Origin of the sequence: Paraburkholderia sp. CI3 (genome assembly GCF_050436505.1) — a bacterium.
GTDB lineage: Bacteria > Pseudomonadota > Gammaproteobacteria > Burkholderiales > Burkholderiaceae > Paraburkholderia > Paraburkholderia tuberum.
In genome coordinates, this window is record NZ_JBNDMI010000002.1 from 340,345 (window position 1) to 358,290 (window position 17,946).

Sequence of the window (17,946 nt, forward strand, 5' to 3'; positions counted from 1 at the left end):
TAGTTCAAGTATTCAAAAAGATCAATTCACGCAGCTACCGCTCGTGGGCTGGGTCGCGGGAGGCTGGTAGCCGTCGCTTAAAGTATTCAGGAAGCAGATCACGTCCTGCACGTCCTGATCCGACAGTTGCGGCGCCGAATGGACTGCACGCGGCTGCGCACCGTTCAACGCGGTGGTGCCGCCCGCGTCGGTCTGGCCCTGCCCCAGCGGCAGTTCCTCGTCGATATTGCCCTGGTAGGCGGCCGGCAGATCGTTGAACATGTTCACCGTCGCGCCCGCTGCATAGGTGGGTTGCAGCGCATAGCTCGGGTTGCTGGTCAGCTTGGTGGAATCGCCACCCGTGGACGGATACCAGTACTCGGGGTTGGTGTCGCGCGTGTTGTAGAAGCGCACCACCTGCTCCAGCGAGTGGAACACGCCGTTGTGGAAGAAGGCGCTGCGCGCGGCGACGTTGCGCAGCGTCGGCACCTTGAAGCGGCCGCAATACGGATCCGGGTTGTTCACGCCCGTAAAGGGGTCCGGGCCAGCGCCGCTGGTGGCCGAAAGCGGCGTGTGGCTGTCATAGCTGCCGTTATTGATCGGGCCGCACAGCCCCATGTCGTAGTAGCTCGCCTTCAGGTTGACCGCGATGGGGTTCGGATTGTCCGGGATCGACGTGTCGTTGCGCGGCGCACCGATCGCCTGATAGGTGAAGTCGGTCCCCAGCGCGTTCGAGCCGTTGAAGTTGGCGCCCATGAAATGGCAGGCCACGCAGCCGGCCCCGCGATCGGTATCGTTGAACAGGTTCATCCCGCGCAATTCGGCCGGCGTCAACGTGCCGCCGATCTTGTTGTTCGCATACAGGTCGAACTTGCTGGAATACGGCGCAAAGCTCGGGTCCTCATTCTGGTAGGCCTGCAGCGCGAGTCCGATGTCCTGGAACGCCGTGTCCGTATCGCCGAACACGGCCGGGCCGTACACCGCCGTGAACTGTGCGGCATACGAGGAGCTCTTTACCGCCTGCACCACCGCGTCCTTCGAGGCGTTGTTCATCTCGATGGGATTGAGCAGGGGCAGCGCCACCTGGTCGGCCAGCGTCTTGCCGCGGCCGTCCCACATGAATCCGCCGCCCGGCGCATTCGCCGTGATGCCGTCCGGGTTCGAGGCGTTGTCGTCGTAGGCGGGCGTCATGGCCTTGTAGCGCAGCGAGGGAACCGCGCGCTGGCCTTCCGATACGCCATCGGAACCCAGCTGCACCGCCAGGCTGTTGGGCGGGCCGTAGGCATACGCCGGATCGTGGCAGCTCGCGCATGCCTGGTTCTTGCCGCCGGACAGGTTCTTGTCGAAGAACATTTTCTCGCCGACCTGGGCCGCAGCGCTCAGCTTGCTCGTGGGCGCCGACCCCGTAGAGCCCGTGGAGCCCGTGGAGCCCGTGCCTGCGTCCGTCGAAGCAGACTGTGACGAGCGCCCGCCCCCGCAAGCGGCCAGTGTCGACAAGATGACATACAGCGCCCCCGCATAAACCTTGCGCATCGCTACTCCCCCGGCTTTGTTCGATAAAACAGCTGGCGGGGGAGCGGCCGAACCGCTCCCCCGCGCAGGCTACTGCTTGATGAATGGCACGCTTGTGCGTGCTTACCGTTTAGTGCTTTTTATTACTTCGTCGCCCACAGGTTCTTCTGGGTCGCGTCCGGACCAACTTGCGCCGGATCGCTCACGTCACCCGTCTGGAACTTCTGCGTGTAGCCCGCCGGAATCACGTAGGCGTGGTTCATCGGACGAACCGCGTCGTAGTGCGTGTCGGCGCTGCCAGCGTACTCAGGCAGGTTGGCGATGTTCTGCGCAATGTACGACTCCGTGTACTTCGAACGGTTGGCGTACGAGGTCGGAACAGCCGGGTCGGCCAGTTGGAACATATCCTGCACCGTGCGCACGAACGAGAAGTGGCTGTATGTGTCGCTGTCGGCGACGCCCTTCGGCGCGGCGCCCACGTCTTGCTGGTTGGTCATCAGGACGAAGATCGAGTTGCCATGGCCCTTGTTGCCGTTGCCGTACTTCGCCTGAACCGGAGTCCAGCTGCCGTCCGCGTTCTGCATCTGCGTAGCCTTGCCACCCACGTCCCAGCCGCAGCACGAGCTGCCGGCACCGTTGGACGCGCCATTGCCTTCGTCGAACATGACCACGATGGCAACGTTGCGCTGCTTGTTCTGCCACAGCGGCGAGGCCTTGATCTTCTGCACCACGGCGTTGGTGTAGTAGTCGGCGCGGGTCAGCAGCGCGTGAGCCGGAACGGTACCCGAGGCGGTCGTGCTGTCCTTACAGGTGCCGTCGCTGCCGGCGCCGTGCAGGTCATCACACTGGTCAGGCATGATGAAGTTCAGCGTACCGACGTCGCCCTTGGCCAGGTCGGTGCTGAACTGGTCGACGTTGTAGCCGGCCGGAACCTTGTAGAGCGTGGTGTTGATCAGGTCGGCCGCGTTCGTGTAGTACTGGGTACCGAAGATCGTGCGGTTGTTCGCGAAGAACTCCGGCTGGTTACGCACGTTCTGATAGGCCATGCCCGGATGGTGCTTGGTCTTGTAGAGCGAACCGGGCATGGCGAACGGCGTGCCCGTCACGGTGATGCTACCGTCCGTCTGGTTGTAGGCCTGCGATACACCCGTGTCACCGAGGCTGTCGGCGCGCGGATCCTGACCCGGGTTCATGGATTCGCTGTAGGTACGCCACGTCAGGCCCGCGCTCGAAATCTGCGTGAACAGGTTCGGCGCGTTCATGATGTTGTGGTTGGCGACGGAACCGGTGCCGTCAGTCGAGCACGTCTGGTTGGCGGCCGCCGTGTAATTGGACAGCAGCGATCCAACGGCCACGGTGGCGCCGCCGGCGGTGGTACCGATGATCGGGTCGTTCGGCGTCAGCGCGACGTGGGACGGCAGGGGCTGGCCGTCGGAAGCCGTGCCGCCGGCGAAAGCCTTGTCCGTCGGGGCGTTGGCGCCGGCGGCGGCGCAACCCCACCAGTTGTCGTCGCCGATACCGAAGTCGTCGGCGCCGCCCAGGGCGGTGTAGTTCGGCTCGGACGGGCTGCCGGTCGCGAAGTAGGTCGAGAAGTAGTTGCCGTTGGTGATCATCGAGTTGACCGCCGGCATGTACGCCGAACCCTTGACGCGGTTCGTGCTGCTGTTCTCCAGCATGATCACGAAGACGTTGTCGTAACGCGGAATCGCTTCGACGTTGAACGCAGCCTGCTGGGCTTGTGCGAAGGTGATCGCCTTGCGCGTATCCGTCGGGATGGTTTCGCCAGCAGTGATGCCGGAGACGCCGGTCAGGGTGGGGTGGCCACCGGCAACGGCCAGCGCATCGGGGTACTTGTCGCCACGATCGAGCTTCGTGGTGGCGTACGTGTAGCGGTTCGTCAGTGCGTTTTCTTCGAACAGCACCGCGTACTGCTCGGCGCCGGACAGGGTGTTGGCGTCGGCCAGGACGTCGCCGGCGGGAACCGTCACGGAGGCGTTGTTGAATGCCGGGCCGGACAGACGGGTCGACAGATTAGCCTTCTCGGTCGCGTACTTGGTGCCGTTGGCTTCGACGAGGCGCTGCACTTCGCTCGACATCGGGCTGATCACGACTTTGGTGGCGCCCTGGTCGGCGATCTGGTCGGCCGAAGCGCGCAGGATCAGGTGGCTGGCGACCTTGGCGGCCGATGCCGTGTTGGTGGCCGAGGTCGTGATGTCAGCGACGAGCGGACCCGTGGCGGTCGTGGTCAACGAGAAATGGCCGTTGCCGTCGGTCTTCGCGGAGGCTTCGCCGCTGTCGAGCACGCCGTTGCCATTGGCATCGACGAACACGGTGGCGCCAGAGTAGTAGCCGGCCTTCAAGGTCGGGTTGCCGCTCGAGCTGCCCGGGATGAAGGCGGCTGCGGCGACCACGCCCGAGTAAGTCGTGCCGGCGGTCGTGCCACCGTTGTTGTTGCTGGCAGAGGGGCTATCCGAATTTCCGCCGCAAGCTGCGAGCACGCAGGCAGCGGCAACGGACGTTAGACAAAGCGCTGGGCGCATTTTGTGATGCGATGACATTTGGGGACCCTTTGTTAGTTGTATCGGCAACCGCTTGTGTGGGGCAAGACTTAGTACAACGAGCGAATAATATGAAGGGTTTGTGTAACGCGTACGTCTGCTAACGGTAAGGATTGGAGTGTGAACCTGGCTTGGTTCTGATCACATCTTTTCGAAAAGCCGCAATGCACCGGCAAGCAACGAAGACGAAAATAAAGCTGAGAACCAACCGTCGCAGTTGTTGGGGTGCAGCGAAAATGCTCTCAATTCCCCGCTACTATTGAAAAACACTTGGAATACTTCGCGTGTGCGGTGCAGCATCCGAGTGTTGCGGTTTGGACTTTCGAGTACCGGGTGGTGGCGCATGCGCCGCGTCGGTGGGTCTGATGCGAGCACTGGTGGGGCGAGGCTGAAGAAGCGAGATGACGGGACCGCTATCCGGCGGTGGCTGAGTGCTTTGCCACGGCCTGCTGGAAGTCGCTGCAGGCGGCCCGCGTCTGGGGAGTAGTCTCGCGATAAGAGTAACGCAATGGAATACTTCGTTTACCAACGATGACTTACGTTATCGGCGAGTACAAGTGAGCCAAATACCAGCGCCGGATAACGAGGACGCGCTGCTTGCATGACGAATCACTCGTTCGTCGAATCGACCGGCAATTGCGAGTCGCTCTCTCGCAAGGGACGCTGCACGGCGCGAACGAGCCCGCTGCCGCCGCCTCCGCAGAAGAACAGATCCGCGCCGTTCGATTCGAGTCCGGAAATGCCCGCGCCGGCCGGCATCTCGACGCGCTCGAGCACCTCGCCGCTGCGCGGATCGAGATGCCGCAGCTCGCTCTCGTCACCTTCCCACGTGCCATGCCATAGCTCGCCGTCGACCCACGTGATCCCGGTCACGAAGCGATTCGATTCGATCGTGCGCAGCACCGCGCCAGTGTCCGGATCGACCTGATAGATTTTTCGTTCGGGATACTGACCGACCCACAGCGAACCTTCGGCCCATGTCAGCCCCGACTGGCCGCCGTCGCCGGGCGCCGCGATCGTCGACAGCACGCGGCCGCTCTGCGGGTCGATCTTCTGGATGCGGCCGTGCGCGATCTGGAACAGGTGTTCGCCGTCGAAGGCCGTGCCCGCGTCGGCGGCCACCGCGATCGAGCGCAGCGTCTCGCCGCTCGCCGGATCGAACGCGTCGAGCCGTTCGCCGGTCGCGATCCACACCTGTCGGCCGTCGTAGGTGACGCCATGCACTTTATCGACGCCCGTAAAGGGCCCATATTCACGGACGATTCTGGCGGCGGAGCGGTTCATGGTGGCCATCCTAATCATGAAGGGAACGGGGAAGGGAGTAACAAAGCCGTCGCGAATCCGGCGAGAGGCGGCGTCATCCAGCGGCGCGCGCGCCCCTCGCCCACTGGCTGCACCTTGCCGGCCGCAGCGAGCGAGTCGAGTGAGCGCTGCACGGTGCGCTGACTCGCGCCGAGCACGAGGGCAAGCGCGGAACTCGACCACGCTTCGCCATCCGACAGAAACGCGAGCAGCGCCGCATGCTCGCCTTCGACCGGCGGCGCCAGCACGACGACCTCGCGAGCGTGACGCGGCGCGAGCGCGAAGCCGCGCGTCGTCGCGCTGACGCTCGCGAGCGTGCCGAGCGCCGTGCGCAGCCGGCCGATCTCGACGCGCAGCCGCGCGCGATGCGATTCGTCGGCGCGTTTGGCGCGGAACGCCCGTGCGACGAGCGCGTCGCGCGGCACGTCGTCGGGCCATGCCTCGCCGAGCATGCGGGCGAGCGCAAACAGCACCGGTCGGCTCGCGAGCGCAACCGCCGCGTTCGCATCGCGGATCGCGTAGCGGCAAGCGTCGACGATCAACGCGCCGCCAGCGCGATTCGAGGTCAACAGCTTCTCGACTTCATCGAGCAGGATCGGTTCTTCTTCGCCATGCGCGATCATGCGCGCCGCCGGTTTGCCCAGTGCCACCGACGCGCTTTCGACTTCCGCGATCAACGCCGGAATGCCGGCCTCGCGTGCCGCGTGTCCGGCCCGCGCCAGCGCGGCACGGGCGGCGCTGCTGCGCAAACGCCGCAGCGCGACTCCCGCGACCACCAGTTCATGCGCGGCACGCAGTGCGGGCGGAAACGGCCGGGGATCGAGCGCGGCAAGCTTGCGCTCCGCTTCGTCGAGACGGCCGATCAGCAGCAGACGCCGCGCCGCGAGATACCGCGCATGCGCGGCATTGACGCGATCGCCGTACGCGTCGAGCGTGGCGGTCGCGGCGTCGAGTGTTTTGGCGGGCCATGCGAGATCGCGCGACGCCAGCGCGATCTCCGCTTCGGCGACCACGCATCTCGCGCGCGCCACCGCATGCTGCGCGCCGAACGCACGCGCGGCGTCGCGCACCAGCGCCTTTGCGCGCCCGAAATCGCCGAGCTGCGCCATCGCGATGCCGCGCAGCGCGAGCGCCGGCGCGTCGTCGCGTAACGCGACGTGGTCGAGCGCGCCAAGCGGATCGCCGGCCGCGAGCGCGCGCGCCGCCGCCGAAATCAGCGCGTCCACGGCGTGCGAGTCCGCGCGTAGCACGTCAATGCATCAAGTGAATCCCGCCACACTTGTCACTCCCACCCGATGGATGCCCGGCCCTAATCTAGCACGACCATCAACCGTCACCGACGCCGTCGGGCAAGGGTTCGCGCGGCGCGGCACGACTCACGGAGGTACCACGATGACTACGCATCCGATCGGAACACGCGAACAGTGGCTCGCCGCGCGACGCGCGCTGCTCGACGCGGAAAAAGCCCACACGCGACACGGCGACGAGCTCGCGCGGCAACGCCAGGCGCTGCCGTGGGTCAGGGTCGACAAGGCCTACCGCTTCGATACCGACCAAGGCAGCGCGTCGCTCGCCGATCTGTTCAAAGGACGTTCGCAGCTGCTCGTCTACCACTTCATGTTCGGCCCCGACTACAAGGCGGGCTGCCCGTCATGCTCGTCGATCGCGGACGGCTTCGCCGGCTTCGCCGTGCATCTCGCGCATCACGACGTGATGCTGACGGCGGTGTCGCGCGCGCCGCTCGACAAGCTGCAGACGTACAAGCAGCGCATGGGCTGGACGTTTCCATGGGCGTCGTCGGCAAGCGGCGATTTCAATTTCGACTTCAACGTCTCGTTCACCGAGGCACAGCAGCGCGATGGCGATATCGAGTACAACTACGCGCGCAACAGTCACGCGATGGACGTGACGCCCACGCCTGAACCGGTCGCGCAGTTCGCGGCGACCTGCGGCACCGACGCGGCCACCTATTCGCGCGACCGGCCAGGCATGAGCGCGTTCGTGCTCGAAGACGGCGTCGTCTATCACACGTACTCGACTTACGCGCGCGGTGTCGATGCGCTGTGGGGCATGTACCAGTGGCTCGATCGCGCGCCGAAGGGGCGCAACGAGACGGGCATCTGGTGGCGCCGTCACGACGAGTACGAGCGGTCATGAGCCCGCTCGTGCGCGCTGTCTGCTTGAGCGGGCAGCGCCTTGTCACACGGCGCGCGGCGCGCTCATCGCAGCGCGTGTTCGTCGGCGTCTGCGCACTGGTGTTCGGCGCGAGCGTCGCGGCGACACTGGCCCACGGCGCGTCGATGGCGGCGATGGGCGCGTTGCCGATGCCCGGCGGCTGGTCGATGTCGACGCTGTGGATGCCGACCTGCGGGCGCACGTGGGCCCGCGCCGCGGCATCGTTCATCGGCATGTGGATCGTGATGATGTCGGCGATGATGCTGCCGTCGTTGATGCCGACGCTGCTGCGCTATCGCGACGCGATCGGCTCGCGCGCAAGTGCGGAGCGACTGGCCCTGCTGACGATGCTCGTGAGTGGCGCGTATGCGGTCGTATGGACGGTGCTCGGCGTGGCCGTGTTTGCACTGGGCGCGTCGCTCGCGGCGCTCGAGTTGCGGTGGCCAGCGCTCGCGCGTTCGATGCCGCTGGCGGTCAGCGTGGTCGTATTGCTCGCGGGCGCGTTGCAGTTCAGCACATGGAAAGCCCGCCGCCTCGCCTGCAGCCGCACGACACCCAGCCTTCCCGCCGATGCGCCGAGCGCGTGGAGATACGGTCTGCGCATCGGCATCGATTGCGCCGGTTGCTGCGGGGGTCTCACGGCAATTCTGCTGGTTGTCGGCATGACGGATTTGCGCTTGATGGCCGCCGTGACGGCCGCGATTACGGCCGAGCGACTCGCGCCGGACGGCGCACTCGTCGCCCGGGCGAGCGGCGCCATAGCCGTCGCCGGCGCGGGCTTGCTGCTCATCCAGGCCCTATCAGCCGGTTGACTCATGCGCGCCAGCTGTCGCGGATCGCTTCGCAAATCGATGCTCGACGGCCTTGCTGTCTCATTATTGTTTTGCTTTCGGAAACAGTAAGTTCAGAAATTAGGTATTTACCCTACTTTCCGCTGCCCCTAGACTGTCATCACTGCTGCAAACAAACGGTTTCGCAGCCTAACAAGACAAAACCTGGAGGTAGTAAAAATGAAATCGCTCGTTCAAGCCGTCGTTATCGCCGCTATCCTCGCTGCTCCGGTTGCCGTTTTCGCTCAATCGAACCAGCCGCTGACCCGTGCGCAAGTCCGTGAAGAGCTGGCTCAGATCGAAAAAGCCGGCTACAACCCGGCACGTTCGAACCCGAACGAATATCCGTCGAACATTCAGGCTGCCGAAGCCCGCGTCGCGGCGCAAAACACCGCGGTCGGCGGCGTGACCAGCGGTTCGTCGCAGCAAGGTCACGCAGCGCAGTAAGGCGTTGCAGGTTGGAAAGTTGCTGTTGATGTAGCTGTACCTGCCGGAGCGCTCGGCTTAGCGCTCTCGCAGCTTCCCCTACTGGCCCGCCATCGCGACTGAATGCGATGGCGGGCCAGTTCCGTTTTGGGGAGCTCTGTTGTTAGTTCTGCGTCAGACCGCGCCCGGGTTGATATACGCGGTCTTCACCGACGTATAGAACTCGCGGGCGTAGGCGCCCTGCTCGCGCGGACCGTAGCTCGACCCCTTCCGTCCGCCAAACGGCACGTGATAATCGACCCCCGCCGTCGCGGTGTTGACCATCACCATGCCGGCCTGCACATGGCGGCGGAAATGACTCGCGTACTTCAGCGATGTCGTGCAGATGCCGGCCGATAACCCGAACTCGGTGCCGTTGGCAACCGCGAGCGCTTCCTGGTAGTCCTTGACCTTGATGACCGACGCCACCGGCCCGAATACCTCTTCACGGTTGATGCGCATAGCCGGGGTCGTCTCCGTGACCAGCGCCGGCGCGAGGAAATAGCCGCGCGTCGAGCCTTCGACGCGCTCGCCGCCGAACACCGTGCCGCCCTCTTCGCGCGCGATCGCCAGGTAGCGCTCGTCCTGTGCCAACTGCTTGTCGTCGACGACCGGGCCGATGTGCGTGCCGTCCGCGAGCGCATCGCCGACCTTCAGCGCGCGCATGCGCGCCTTCATGCCGTCGATGAAGCGGTCATAGATCCCCGCGGTCACGATCAGCCGGCTCGACGCCGTGCAACGCTGGCCCGTCGAGTAGAACGCGCCGTTGATGCACGCTTCGATCGCGACATTGAGATCGGCGTCGTCGAGCACGACCATCGGGTTCTTGCCGCCCATTTCCAGCTGGAATTTCTTGCCCGAATCGAAGCACTTCGCGCCGATCGCGCGGCCCGTCGAAACGGAACCGGTGAAGCTGATCGCATCGACCTCCGGCGACGACACGAGCGCCTCGCCAACCACCGAACCGCGCCCCATCACGAGGTTGATCACCCCCGCCGGCGCGCCCGCCTCGGCGATGATCTTGACCAGCTCCCACGTGCTGCCCGGCACCAGATCGGCCGGCTTGATCACGACCGTGTTGCCGTACGCAAGCGCCGGCGCGATCTTCCACGCCGGAATCGCAATCGGAAAATTCCACGGCGTAATCAGGCCGACCACGCCAACCGGCTCACGCGTCATTTCGACCGTCATGCCCGGCCGCACCGACGGCATCACTTCGCCGCCGACGCGCAGCGCTTCGCCCGCGAAGAACTTGAAGATCTGCCCGGCGCGGCCCACTTCGCCGATCGCCTCGGGCAGCGTCTTGCCCTCTTCACGCGCGAGCACCTTGCCGAGTTCCGCCTTGCGCGCGAGGATCGCGCTGCCCGCCTGGTCGAGCACGTCGAAGCGCTGCTGCGGCGTGGACAACGACCACTGCGCGAAGGCCTTGCGCGCGGCGCTGATCGCGCGATGCGTCTGCTCGGCGTCGGCTTGCGCGAATTCGCCGATCACGTCGTCGAGATTCGACGGATTGACGTTGCGCGACACGCTCGCGCCGTCGACCCACTGTCCGTCGATGTAGTTTGCGAACTGACTCATGTCCTGATTCTCCTTTCGAAAATTGCAGCGACAACTCCGGTTATTCAGCAACGAGCAGGCCACGGGCCGCGAGATTGCGATAGAGCGCGCGCACGCCGAACGTCCACGGCTCGATTTCGGTGGACAGGCGCACCGTGTTGGTCAGCGCGCCGAGTTGCGGCGTCGAGATCGTCACGCGGTCGCCGAGGTGGTGCGTGAAGCCGCCGCCGGGCGCGTCGCGATCCTTGATCGGCGAAAACATCGTGCCGAGGAACAGCATGAAGCCGTCCGGGTACTGGTGGTGGCGGCCGCAGGTCTGCGCGACGAGGTCGGCCGGGTCGCGGCTGATCTCGCTCATGTGGCTCACGCCGTCGAGCACGAAGTCGTCGTCGGCGCCTTCGACGCGCAGCGACACGCTCGCGGCGCGCACCGAGTCGAGCGAGAAGGTTTCGTCGAACAGCCGCACGAACGGACCGATCGCGCACGAGCCGTTGTTGTCCTTGCACTTGCCGAGCAACAGCGCCGAGCGGCCTTCGATGTCGCGCAGGTTCACGTCGTTGCCGAGCGTCGCGCCGACGATGCCGCCGCGGCTATTCACCGCGAGCACGATCTCCGGCTCCGGGTTGTTCCACACCGACGCGGCGAGCAGACCGACGTCCGCGCCGAAGCCGACTGCCGACATCGGCTGCGATTTCGAAAATACTTCGGCGTCCGGACCGATGCCGACTTCCATATATTGTGACCACGCATCGCGACGCTCGAGCTCGGCCTTCAGCTTCATCGCCGCTTCCGATCCCGGCTTGATCTTCGACAGATCGGTGCCGATCGTCGACGCGATCGTCTCGCGCACTTCCTTCGCCTTCGCCGGATCGCCGCCGGCCTGCTCCTCGATCACGCGCTCGATCAGGCTCACCGCGAACGTGACGCCGCAGGCCTTGATCGCCTGCACGTCGCACGGCGCGAGCACGCGCACGGCCGGTGCGCTCGCGCCCGGCAGGTTCGCCTCGATCAGCTGCGCGACCGGCCCGAGCGGCACGCCCGGCGCGCTGCGCGCAAATTGCGCGGCATCGTCGCGCTCGAACAGGTCGGCGGTAGTCGGCACGACCGCGGTGATGTCGAACACCTCGCCGCCGCGCACGACGACCACGCAAGGTCCTTCATGCTGTTCGGTCTTGCGCCACACGCGGCCGATCAGCAGTGCGTCGTTCAGATCGCCGGGAAGAAAGCTGGAGGGGAAAGTTGCGGACATGGGATGGGCTCTTTCGGATAAGTGGGAAAACGGGCAAGGCCGGGCGTCGCGTTGCGTGCGAAGCCCGGCCTTGTCACCCGCGGGTCAATGCGAATGCCGTGGGTTGCCGCGCTCGGCAATCACCTTCAGATACAGCGTCGCCGGTTCGAGGCAGCCGCCGGTCGAAAGCTGGCCCACCGTCTTGCGATACAGCTCCTGCCACGGCGTTTGCGCGGGCGGAATCTCGAAGTGCACGGTTTCGCGACGTCGCGCGAGTTCCGCTTCGTCCACCAGCACTTTGACGCTACGCGAATTCAGATCGACGCGGATGCGGTCGTTCGTGCGCAACAGCGCAAGGCCGCCGCCCACCGCCGCTTCCGGCGACATGTTCAGAATCGACGGGCTCGCCGACGTGCCGCTCTGACGGCCGTCGCCGAGCGTCGGCAGCGACGTGATGCCCTGGCGCACGAGCGCCGCCGGCGGCGCCATGTTGACGACCTCGGCGCTGCCCGGATAGCCGACCGTACCCGTGCCGCGAATCACGAGGATGCAATGCTCGTCGATTTCGAGCGACGGGTCGTTGATGCGCGCGTGATAATCCTCGGGGCCGTCGAACACGATGGCGCGCGCTTCGAAGCTGTTTTCTGCGCCTGGCTCGCTCAGGTAGGTCTTGCGGAACGCATCGCCGACCACCGACATCTTCATGATCGCGCTGTCGAAGAAGTTGCCGGACAGCACCATGAAGCCCGCGCCGTGCTTCAGCGGATCGTCGGTCGTCTTGATGACCTCGCGATCCGGCGCGGGTGCGGCGGCCGCGATTTCGCCCATCGTGCGGCCCGACACGGTCAGGCAATCCTCGTGCACGAGGCCGCCTTTCGCGAGCTCGCGCATCACGGCCGGTACGCCGCCCGCGCGATGGAAGCTCTCGCCGAGATATTCGCCGGCGGGCATGCAGTTGACGATCAGCGGCACCTGCTCGCCGACGCGCTGCCAGTCTTCGAGACTCAGCTCGACGCCCATGTGCCGCGCAATCGCGATCAGATGCGGCGGGCAGTTGGTCGACGCGCCGAGCGCCGATGCGACGACGATCGCGTTTTCGAACGCTTCTTTCGTCATGATCTTCGACGGCCGCAGGTCCTCGCGCACGAGGTCGACGATGCGCTTGCCGGTCGCGTAGGCCATCTGGCCGCGCTCGCGGTAAGCGGCTGGAATGCTCGCGCAGCCGGGCAGCGACATGCCGAGCGCTTCGGCGAGGCTGTTCATCGACAGCGCGGTGCCCATCGTGTTGCAGTGACCGATCGACGGCGACGACGCGGTAGTCAGCTCCATGAAGCCTTCGTAGTCGATCTCGCCGGCCGCCAGCAGATTGCGTGCATGCCAGATCACGGTGCCCGACCCGACGCGCTTGCCGTCGTGCCAGCCGTCGAGCATGGGGCCGCCGGACAGCACGATCGCCGGCATATCGACGGTGGCCGCCGCCATCAGGCACGCGGGCGTGGTCTTGTCGCAGCCGGTGGTCAGCACGACGCCGTCGAGCGGGAAGCCGTGCAGGATTTCGACGAGGCCCAGATACGCGAGATTGCGATCGAGCGCTGCGGTCGGCCGGCGGCTCTGCTCGGCGAGCGGATGCACCGGAAATTCCATCGGAATGCCGCCCGCGTCGCGAATACCGGCCTTCGTGCGCGCCGCGAGCTCGATGTGATGCCGGTTGCACGGCGCGAGATCGCTGCCGGTCTGCGCGATGCCGATGATCGGCCGGCCCGACTGCAGCTCTTCTCGCGTCAGACCGTAGTTCATGAAACGCTCGACGTACAGTGCCGTCATATCCGCATGCGAGGGATCGTCGAACCATTCCTGGCTGCGCAGCCGGCGCGGGGTGGATGCTGACATGATGCTTGTCTCTCTGTCTGGGTGAGGGTTTCTTATGCGTGCTCTGCGTGTTTCTGTGCCCGCGCTGTCTCGCGGCCGGGGCCGCTGTCTTCATTCGAGGCGGCCCGCGTCAGCATCGTGCGCGGCACGAGCAGGATCAGCACGCAACTGACCAGCAGACACGCACCGAGGGCGTAAGTGCCGTTGTTGATGTCGCCGGTCAAATCTTTCGCTACGGCGGTGATCATCGAACCGGTAAAGCCGGACAGATTGCCGATCGCGTTGATCATCGCGATGCCGGCCGCCGCGGCGGCGCCCGACAGCAGCTGTCCCGGGAACGTCCAGTAAATCGGCATCAGCGCAAGGATGCCGGCGGTGGCGATCGTCAGAAACGTGATCGCCCACACCACATGATGCGCCAAAGCCGCACTCATGATCAGACCGATTCCGCCGATCAGCGCGGGAATCGCCGCATGCAGGCGCCGCTCGCCGGTTTTCTTCGAATGCGCGGCGTTCGCGAGCGTCGCAATGATGGCCACGCCGTACGGGATCGCGGTCAGCAGGCCGATATGCAACGGATCCTGCACGCCGGTCGCCTTGATGATCGACGGCAGCCAGAACGCGAGGCCGTAGAAGCCGGTATTGAACGTGAGCAAAATCGCGACCAGCAGCCAGACGCGCGGATCGCGCACCGCCGAGCCGAAGCGCGCTGTCTTGTGCGCGCTTTCGCGCTGCAGATTCGCCGCGAGCAGGCTTTTCTCCTGCGGCGTGAGCCAGCGCGCGCGGTCAATACCGTCGTCGAGCGAGAAGTACACCACGAACGCGGTCAGCAGCGACGGCACGCCTTCGATCAGCAGCATCCATTGCCAGCCCTGATAGCCGAGCAGGCCGGCCGTATGGTCCATCAGCCAGCCCGACACGATGCCGCCGAGCATCAGGCTGACCGGCATTGCGATCAGAAAGCCTGACATCACGCGACTTTGGCGCTGCGACGGAAACCAGAAGTTCAGGTACAGAATCACGCCGGGGAAGAAGCCGGCCTCGCAGAGCCCGAGCAGAAAGCGCAGGATGTAGAACATCGTCGCGGTTTCGACGTGCGCGACGCGCGCGAGCGGCGCGACGAACGCGAGCGCCATCGACACGAGCCCCCACGTGAACATGATCCGCGCGATCCAGAAGCGCGCGCCGTAGCGATGCAGGAACACGTTGCTGGGCACTTCGAAGATGAAATAGCCCCAGAAGAACACGCTCGCGCCGATCGCGTACATCGTGTCGGACAGGCCGAGATCGTCGAGCATCTGCAGCTTCGCGAAGCCGACGTTCACGCGATCCAGATAAGCAACCACATAGCACAGCAACAGTACCGGCAGCAGCCGGCGCACGACCTTGCGATAGGTCCTTTCCTCGAACTCGTCGACGCGCGCGGCGGGCGCGGCGATGGCGGACGGTACAGCGGTCATTCGTTTCTCCATCAGCGTATTTTTGGTCGGAAATGCCGTTGCCTCGCGGCTCGTGCGATTTGGCACCGCCGGTTAAGTTACCGGTAACATTTCTAGCTGTGGATGTTACGCCCGGCTTACCAGCCGGACAACCGAGGGATATCCCTGATCTGTTTAATTAAGGGGAGTGCTAGTGCGCCATCTACGCGCTATCGCGTGCAATCACCGTGAAATCGATCTTCACCGCTTTCCTGCGCTGCACCTCACCCGCTTCGCAATCGGCGAGCGCCGCGAGCAGCGTTTCGCCAGCGCGCAGGCCGATGCCGTACGCGTCGACCGACACCGTCGTGATGCTCGGCTGACAGCACCACGACACCTCGAAGTTGCCGAACCCGGCGACCGCGATGTCGCCCGGCACCGACAGCCCGCGCCGGTGACACTCCATGATCGCGCCGAACGCCGACATGTCGCTCACGCACATCACGGCCTCGGTATCGGGCCACGTGTCGAGCAATGCGCCGATCGCCGGTGCGCCGTGGCTCATCGTGATCGGCGAATCGCCGAGCCGGATCACGCGCGGCTCGCCGAGGCCGAGCGCCTTGATTTCGGCGACGTAGCCGCGCATCCGGTCGTGCCCGCGCCGGTCGCGCTCGCTGGCACCCGCGATGAAGCCGATCCGCCGATAACCGCGCTCGTGCAGATGCCGGACCATCGCGCGCGCCGCCGACGAGTTCGAAAAGCCGACGACCCTATCGATTGGATCGCTGGGCAAATCCCACATTTCGACGACCGGAATGCCGGCGCGCTGCAACAGCATGCGCGTCGCCTCGGTGTGCCGGCCGCCCGTCAACGCGACGCAGCGCGGCTGGTGGCGCAGCATCGAGCGCACCAGCAGTTCTTCCTGTTCCAGACGGTAGTCCGTGTCGCCGAGCAGCAGTTGCAGACCGTGCGGGCCCAGCGCGGCATTCAGTCCGCGCACGGTGTCGGAGAAGTTCGAGCTGGACAGCGACGGCACCAGCACCGCGACGAACGCCGAGCGTCCCGACGACAGCGCGCCCGCCGCCGCATCGGCGACGTAGCCGAGTTCGTCGATGACCTTCTGCACGCGTTCGCGAGTCGCCTGCGACACGTTGCGGCCGGCGAGCACGCGCGACACGGTCATCTTCGAGACGCCAGCGCGTTCGGCAACATCGGACATGCGGGGCGGGACTGGCGGCCTGGACGTCATGATAGGTATCGGGGCGAATGCGCGAAAGTCATGGAACGCACATGATAGCGGGCCGCTCCTTGCGGAGCGACCAGGCAACGTCAGGGTTGCGTTTTGCGGCCTGTCCTGTCGCTGTGTTTTTGTCGTCTAGCGCTCGAAGCCCACCGTGCAGCGCGCCTGAGCCTGCCCCGCCACCGGCGCGCGGAACGAGAACAGCCCGCCCGCCTGCGGCTGATGCTGGCGCTCGACCGCCGTCAGTCCCTTCCATGCGGTGGACACATAGACGGTTTGCAGATCGTCGCCGCCGAACGCGAGCTTCGTCACGTTCGCGCACGGCAACGGCACCTGATCGACCAGCTCGCCCGCCGGCGAGTAACGCTCGATCCGCCAGCCGCCGAACAGCGCGATCCACACGAAGCCGTCGGCATCGACGGCCATGCCGTCGGGATGGCCGTCGCCGGAGATGGCGGCGAAGATGCGCTTGCCCGACAGCGTGCCGTCCGCGGCGACGTCGAAGGCATAAACCACGCGCCGCATCGTGTCGTTGTGATACAGCGTGCGGCCGTCCGGGCTCATCGCCGGGCCGTTCGTGATCACGTAGTCGTCGTCCTGCGCGATTGCCGCGCCTTGCTCGTTCACGCGATACAGCGTGCCGCTCGGCGCCTCTTCCGCATCGTCCATCGAGCCGAACCACAGGCGTCCCCGTGCATCGACGAAACCGTCGTTGAGGCGGTTGCCCGGCAGATGCGGTTCGACCTCGGCGAGCTTGCTGAACTCACCGCTCGCCGGATCGAAGCGATGCAAGCCGGATGGCAGCCCGCATACGAACGTGCCGTCCGCGAGCGGCGCCAGAAAACCGGGCTGGTCGGGCGCCTGCCACGTCCGCTGCTCGCCGGTCGCGACGGACAGCCGATGAATCCGGCGCCCCTTGATATCGACGAAATACACCGCGTTTTCGGCGGCCTGCCATAGCGGCCCTTCGGCCAGTTCGGCGCCGACCGCCCATACGCACGCTGGGACCGGCATGCTCATTCTCCGTACCACCCTGCGTCGACGAAGTAATCGCGGCCGGAGCAGCGTGATGCGTCGTCGGAGGCGAGGAACAGCGCCATACGCGCGACGTGCTCGGGCTCGATGCGCAGTTGCAGACATTGACTCGCGACGACCTTCGCTTCGCTCTCAGCCGATTGCCACAGCTGCATCTGCCGCGGCGTCTTCACCGCCCCGGGGATGATGCAATTCACGCGGATGCCCGAGCTGCCCAGATCACGCGCGAGACCACGCGTGAGCCCTTCGATGCCGGCCTTGGCGGTCATATAGATCGCGAGGTTCGGCAGCGCGAGATGCCACGACACCGAGCCCAGATTCAGGATTACGCCGCGCCCCGCGCGACGCATACCGTTCGCGGCGGCCTGCGCGCAGAAGAACTGGTGGCGCAGATTCACCGCGATACGGTCGTCCCAGTAACTCGCGGTGAGCTCGCCGATTTCGTGCCGGTCGTCGTTGCCGGCGTTGTTGACGAGCACGTCGATCGGGCCCACCGCATCGACGATGTCGGCGAACGTGTTTTCGATCGCGTCGACATTTTTCAGGTCGCAGCGGCGGAACAGCGGCGGATGCTTCGCGTGGCGAAGCGTTTCCTGCAGCGCGAGCGAACCGTGCTCGGCGACGTCGAGGAAGAACACGCGCGCGCCTTGCTGCGCGAAGGCCTCGACGATCGCGGCGCCGATCCCGCTGCCGCCGCCGGTCACGACGATGGTTTTGTCCGACAGACTTGGATAGGTTGCGTACGACATCAGATTTTCCACTTGTTACGAGTAGGACC

General features: G+C 65.5%; 14 protein-coding genes. 3 read left to right on the forward strand and 11 right to left on the reverse strand.

Annotated features, from left to right (window positions below; genetic code table 11):
* Positions 1-21: 21 nt before the first annotated feature.
* The 4 genes from OKW29_RS04410 to OKW29_RS04425 all read right to left on the reverse strand — a co-directional run bounded on the left by OKW29_RS04410 (position 22) and on the right by OKW29_RS04425 (position 6,577).
* Positions 22-1,512, reverse strand: coding sequence for a cytochrome-c peroxidase (locus OKW29_RS04410; RefSeq protein WP_429290120.1), 1,491 nt, complete (start codon positions 1,510-1,512; stop codon positions 22-24).
* Between the two features lie 122 nt (positions 1,513-1,634).
* Positions 1,635-4,031: an alkaline phosphatase family protein gene (locus OKW29_RS04415; protein WP_429290121.1), complete on the reverse strand. Its 2,397-nt coding sequence runs from the start codon at positions 4,029-4,031 to the stop codon at positions 1,635-1,637.
* A gap of 627 nt (positions 4,032-4,658) precedes the next feature.
* A complete protein-coding gene (locus OKW29_RS04420; protein WP_429290122.1) occupies positions 4,659-5,333 on the reverse strand; it encodes a glutamine cyclotransferase in 675 nt (224 codons plus the stop codon).
* 14 nt (positions 5,334-5,347) lie between these two features.
* A complete protein-coding gene (locus tag OKW29_RS04425) occupies positions 5,348-6,577 on the reverse strand; it encodes a helix-turn-helix domain-containing protein (RefSeq protein WP_429290123.1) in 1,230 nt (409 codons plus the stop codon).
* A 166-nt stretch (positions 6,578-6,743) separates the two neighbouring features.
* Here OKW29_RS04425 and OKW29_RS04430 point away from each other — a divergent pair, with 166 nt between their 5' ends.
* The 3 genes from OKW29_RS04430 (at position 6,744) to OKW29_RS04440 (ending at position 8,803) form a co-directional block, all read left to right on the forward strand.
* Positions 6,744-7,508, forward strand: coding sequence for a DUF899 domain-containing protein (locus tag OKW29_RS04430; protein ID WP_429290124.1), 765 nt, complete (start codon positions 6,744-6,746; stop codon positions 7,506-7,508).
* The gene (locus OKW29_RS04435) at positions 7,505-8,338 is read left to right on the forward strand and encodes a DUF2182 domain-containing protein (protein ID WP_429290125.1); all 834 of its coding nucleotides are present in this window, start codon (positions 7,505-7,507) and stop codon (positions 8,336-8,338) included. Before OKW29_RS04430 ends, OKW29_RS04435 begins: the two co-directional genes overlap by 4 nt.
* Positions 8,339-8,536: 198 nt before the next feature.
* Positions 8,537-8,803, forward strand: a complete 267-nt coding sequence (locus tag OKW29_RS04440) for a DUF4148 domain-containing protein (protein ID WP_429290126.1) — start codon at positions 8,537-8,539, stop codon at positions 8,801-8,803.
* A gap of 153 nt (positions 8,804-8,956) precedes the next feature.
* On the opposite strand, the gene OKW29_RS04445 is transcribed toward OKW29_RS04440, so the two are convergent.
* The 7 genes from OKW29_RS04445 to OKW29_RS04475 all read right to left on the reverse strand — a co-directional run bounded on the left by OKW29_RS04445 (position 8,957) and on the right by OKW29_RS04475 (position 17,917).
* Positions 8,957-10,399 (reverse strand): aldehyde dehydrogenase family protein, encoded by a 1,443-nt coding sequence (locus OKW29_RS04445; RefSeq protein ID WP_429290127.1) that lies wholly within the window; start codon positions 10,397-10,399, stop codon positions 8,957-8,959.
* Positions 10,400-10,439: 40 nt separating this feature from the next.
* On the reverse strand, positions 10,440-11,627 hold the full coding sequence (locus OKW29_RS04450) for a fumarylacetoacetate hydrolase family protein (protein ID WP_187616515.1): 1,188 nt from the start codon (positions 11,625-11,627) through the stop codon (positions 10,440-10,442).
* A gap of 84 nt (positions 11,628-11,711) precedes the next feature.
* On the reverse strand, positions 11,712-13,496 hold the full coding sequence (locus OKW29_RS04455; protein ID WP_184023534.1) for an IlvD/Edd family dehydratase: 1,785 nt from the start codon (positions 13,494-13,496) through the stop codon (positions 11,712-11,714).
* A 32-nt stretch (positions 13,497-13,528) separates the two neighbouring features.
* Complete coding sequence (locus tag OKW29_RS04460; protein ID WP_429290128.1) at positions 13,529-14,935, reverse strand: MFS transporter; 1,407 nt, start codon at positions 14,933-14,935, stop codon at positions 13,529-13,531.
* Between the two features lie 181 nt (positions 14,936-15,116).
* Positions 15,117-16,112, reverse strand: coding sequence for a LacI family DNA-binding transcriptional regulator (locus OKW29_RS04465; RefSeq protein ID WP_429290129.1), 996 nt, complete (start codon positions 16,110-16,112; stop codon positions 15,117-15,119).
* A 156-nt stretch (positions 16,113-16,268) separates the two neighbouring features.
* Complete coding sequence (locus OKW29_RS04470) at positions 16,269-17,153, reverse strand: SMP-30/gluconolactonase/LRE family protein (protein ID WP_429290130.1); 885 nt, start codon at positions 17,151-17,153, stop codon at positions 16,269-16,271.
* Positions 17,150-17,917, reverse strand: a complete 768-nt coding sequence (locus OKW29_RS04475) for an SDR family NAD(P)-dependent oxidoreductase (protein ID WP_184068291.1) — start codon at positions 17,915-17,917, stop codon at positions 17,150-17,152. The genes OKW29_RS04470 and OKW29_RS04475 overlap by 4 nt, the downstream gene beginning before the upstream one ends.
* Between the last annotated feature and the right edge of the window lie 29 nt (positions 17,918-17,946).

What these genes read in the sequence shown, in the direction of transcription:
- OKW29_RS04410 (WP_429290120.1), bottom strand. Translation starts at nt 1,512, where the DNA reads ATGCGCAAGGTTTATGCGGGGGCGCTGTATGTCATCTTGTCGACACTG.
- OKW29_RS04415 (WP_429290121.1), bottom strand. Translation starts at nt 4,031, where the DNA reads ATGCGCCCAGCGCTTTGTCTAACGTCCGTTGCCGCTGCCTGCGTGCTC.
- OKW29_RS04420 (WP_429290122.1), bottom strand. Translation starts at nt 5,333, where the DNA reads ATGAACCGCTCCGCCGCCAGAATCGTCCGTGAATATGGGCCCTTTACG.
- OKW29_RS04430 (WP_429290124.1), top strand. Translation starts at nt 6,744, where the DNA reads ATGACTACGCATCCGATCGGAACACGCGAACAGTGGCTCGCCGCGCGA.
- OKW29_RS04435 (WP_429290125.1), top strand. Translation starts at nt 7,505, where the DNA reads ATGAGCCCGCTCGTGCGCGCTGTCTGCTTGAGCGGGCAGCGCCTTGTC.
- OKW29_RS04440 (WP_429290126.1), top strand. Translation starts at nt 8,537, where the DNA reads ATGAAATCGCTCGTTCAAGCCGTCGTTATCGCCGCTATCCTCGCTGCT.
- OKW29_RS04445 (WP_429290127.1), bottom strand. Translation starts at nt 10,399, where the DNA reads ATGAGTCAGTTCGCAAACTACATCGACGGACAGTGGGTCGACGGCGCG.
- OKW29_RS04450 (WP_187616515.1), bottom strand. Translation starts at nt 11,627, where the DNA reads ATGTCCGCAACTTTCCCCTCCAGCTTTCTTCCCGGCGATCTGAACGAC.
- OKW29_RS04455 (WP_184023534.1), bottom strand. Translation starts at nt 13,496, where the DNA reads ATGTCAGCATCCACCCCGCGCCGGCTGCGCAGCCAGGAATGGTTCGAC.
- OKW29_RS04460 (WP_429290128.1), bottom strand. Translation starts at nt 14,935, where the DNA reads ATGACCGCTGTACCGTCCGCCATCGCCGCGCCCGCCGCGCGCGTCGAC.
- OKW29_RS04465 (WP_429290129.1), bottom strand. Translation starts at nt 16,112, where the DNA reads ATGTCCGATGTTGCCGAACGCGCTGGCGTCTCGAAGATGACCGTGTCG.
- OKW29_RS04470 (WP_429290130.1), bottom strand. Translation starts at nt 17,153, where the DNA reads ATGAGCATGCCGGTCCCAGCGTGCGTATGGGCGGTCGGCGCCGAACTG.
- OKW29_RS04475 (WP_184068291.1), bottom strand. Translation starts at nt 17,917, where the DNA reads ATGTCGTACGCAACCTATCCAAGTCTGTCGGACAAAACCATCGTCGTG.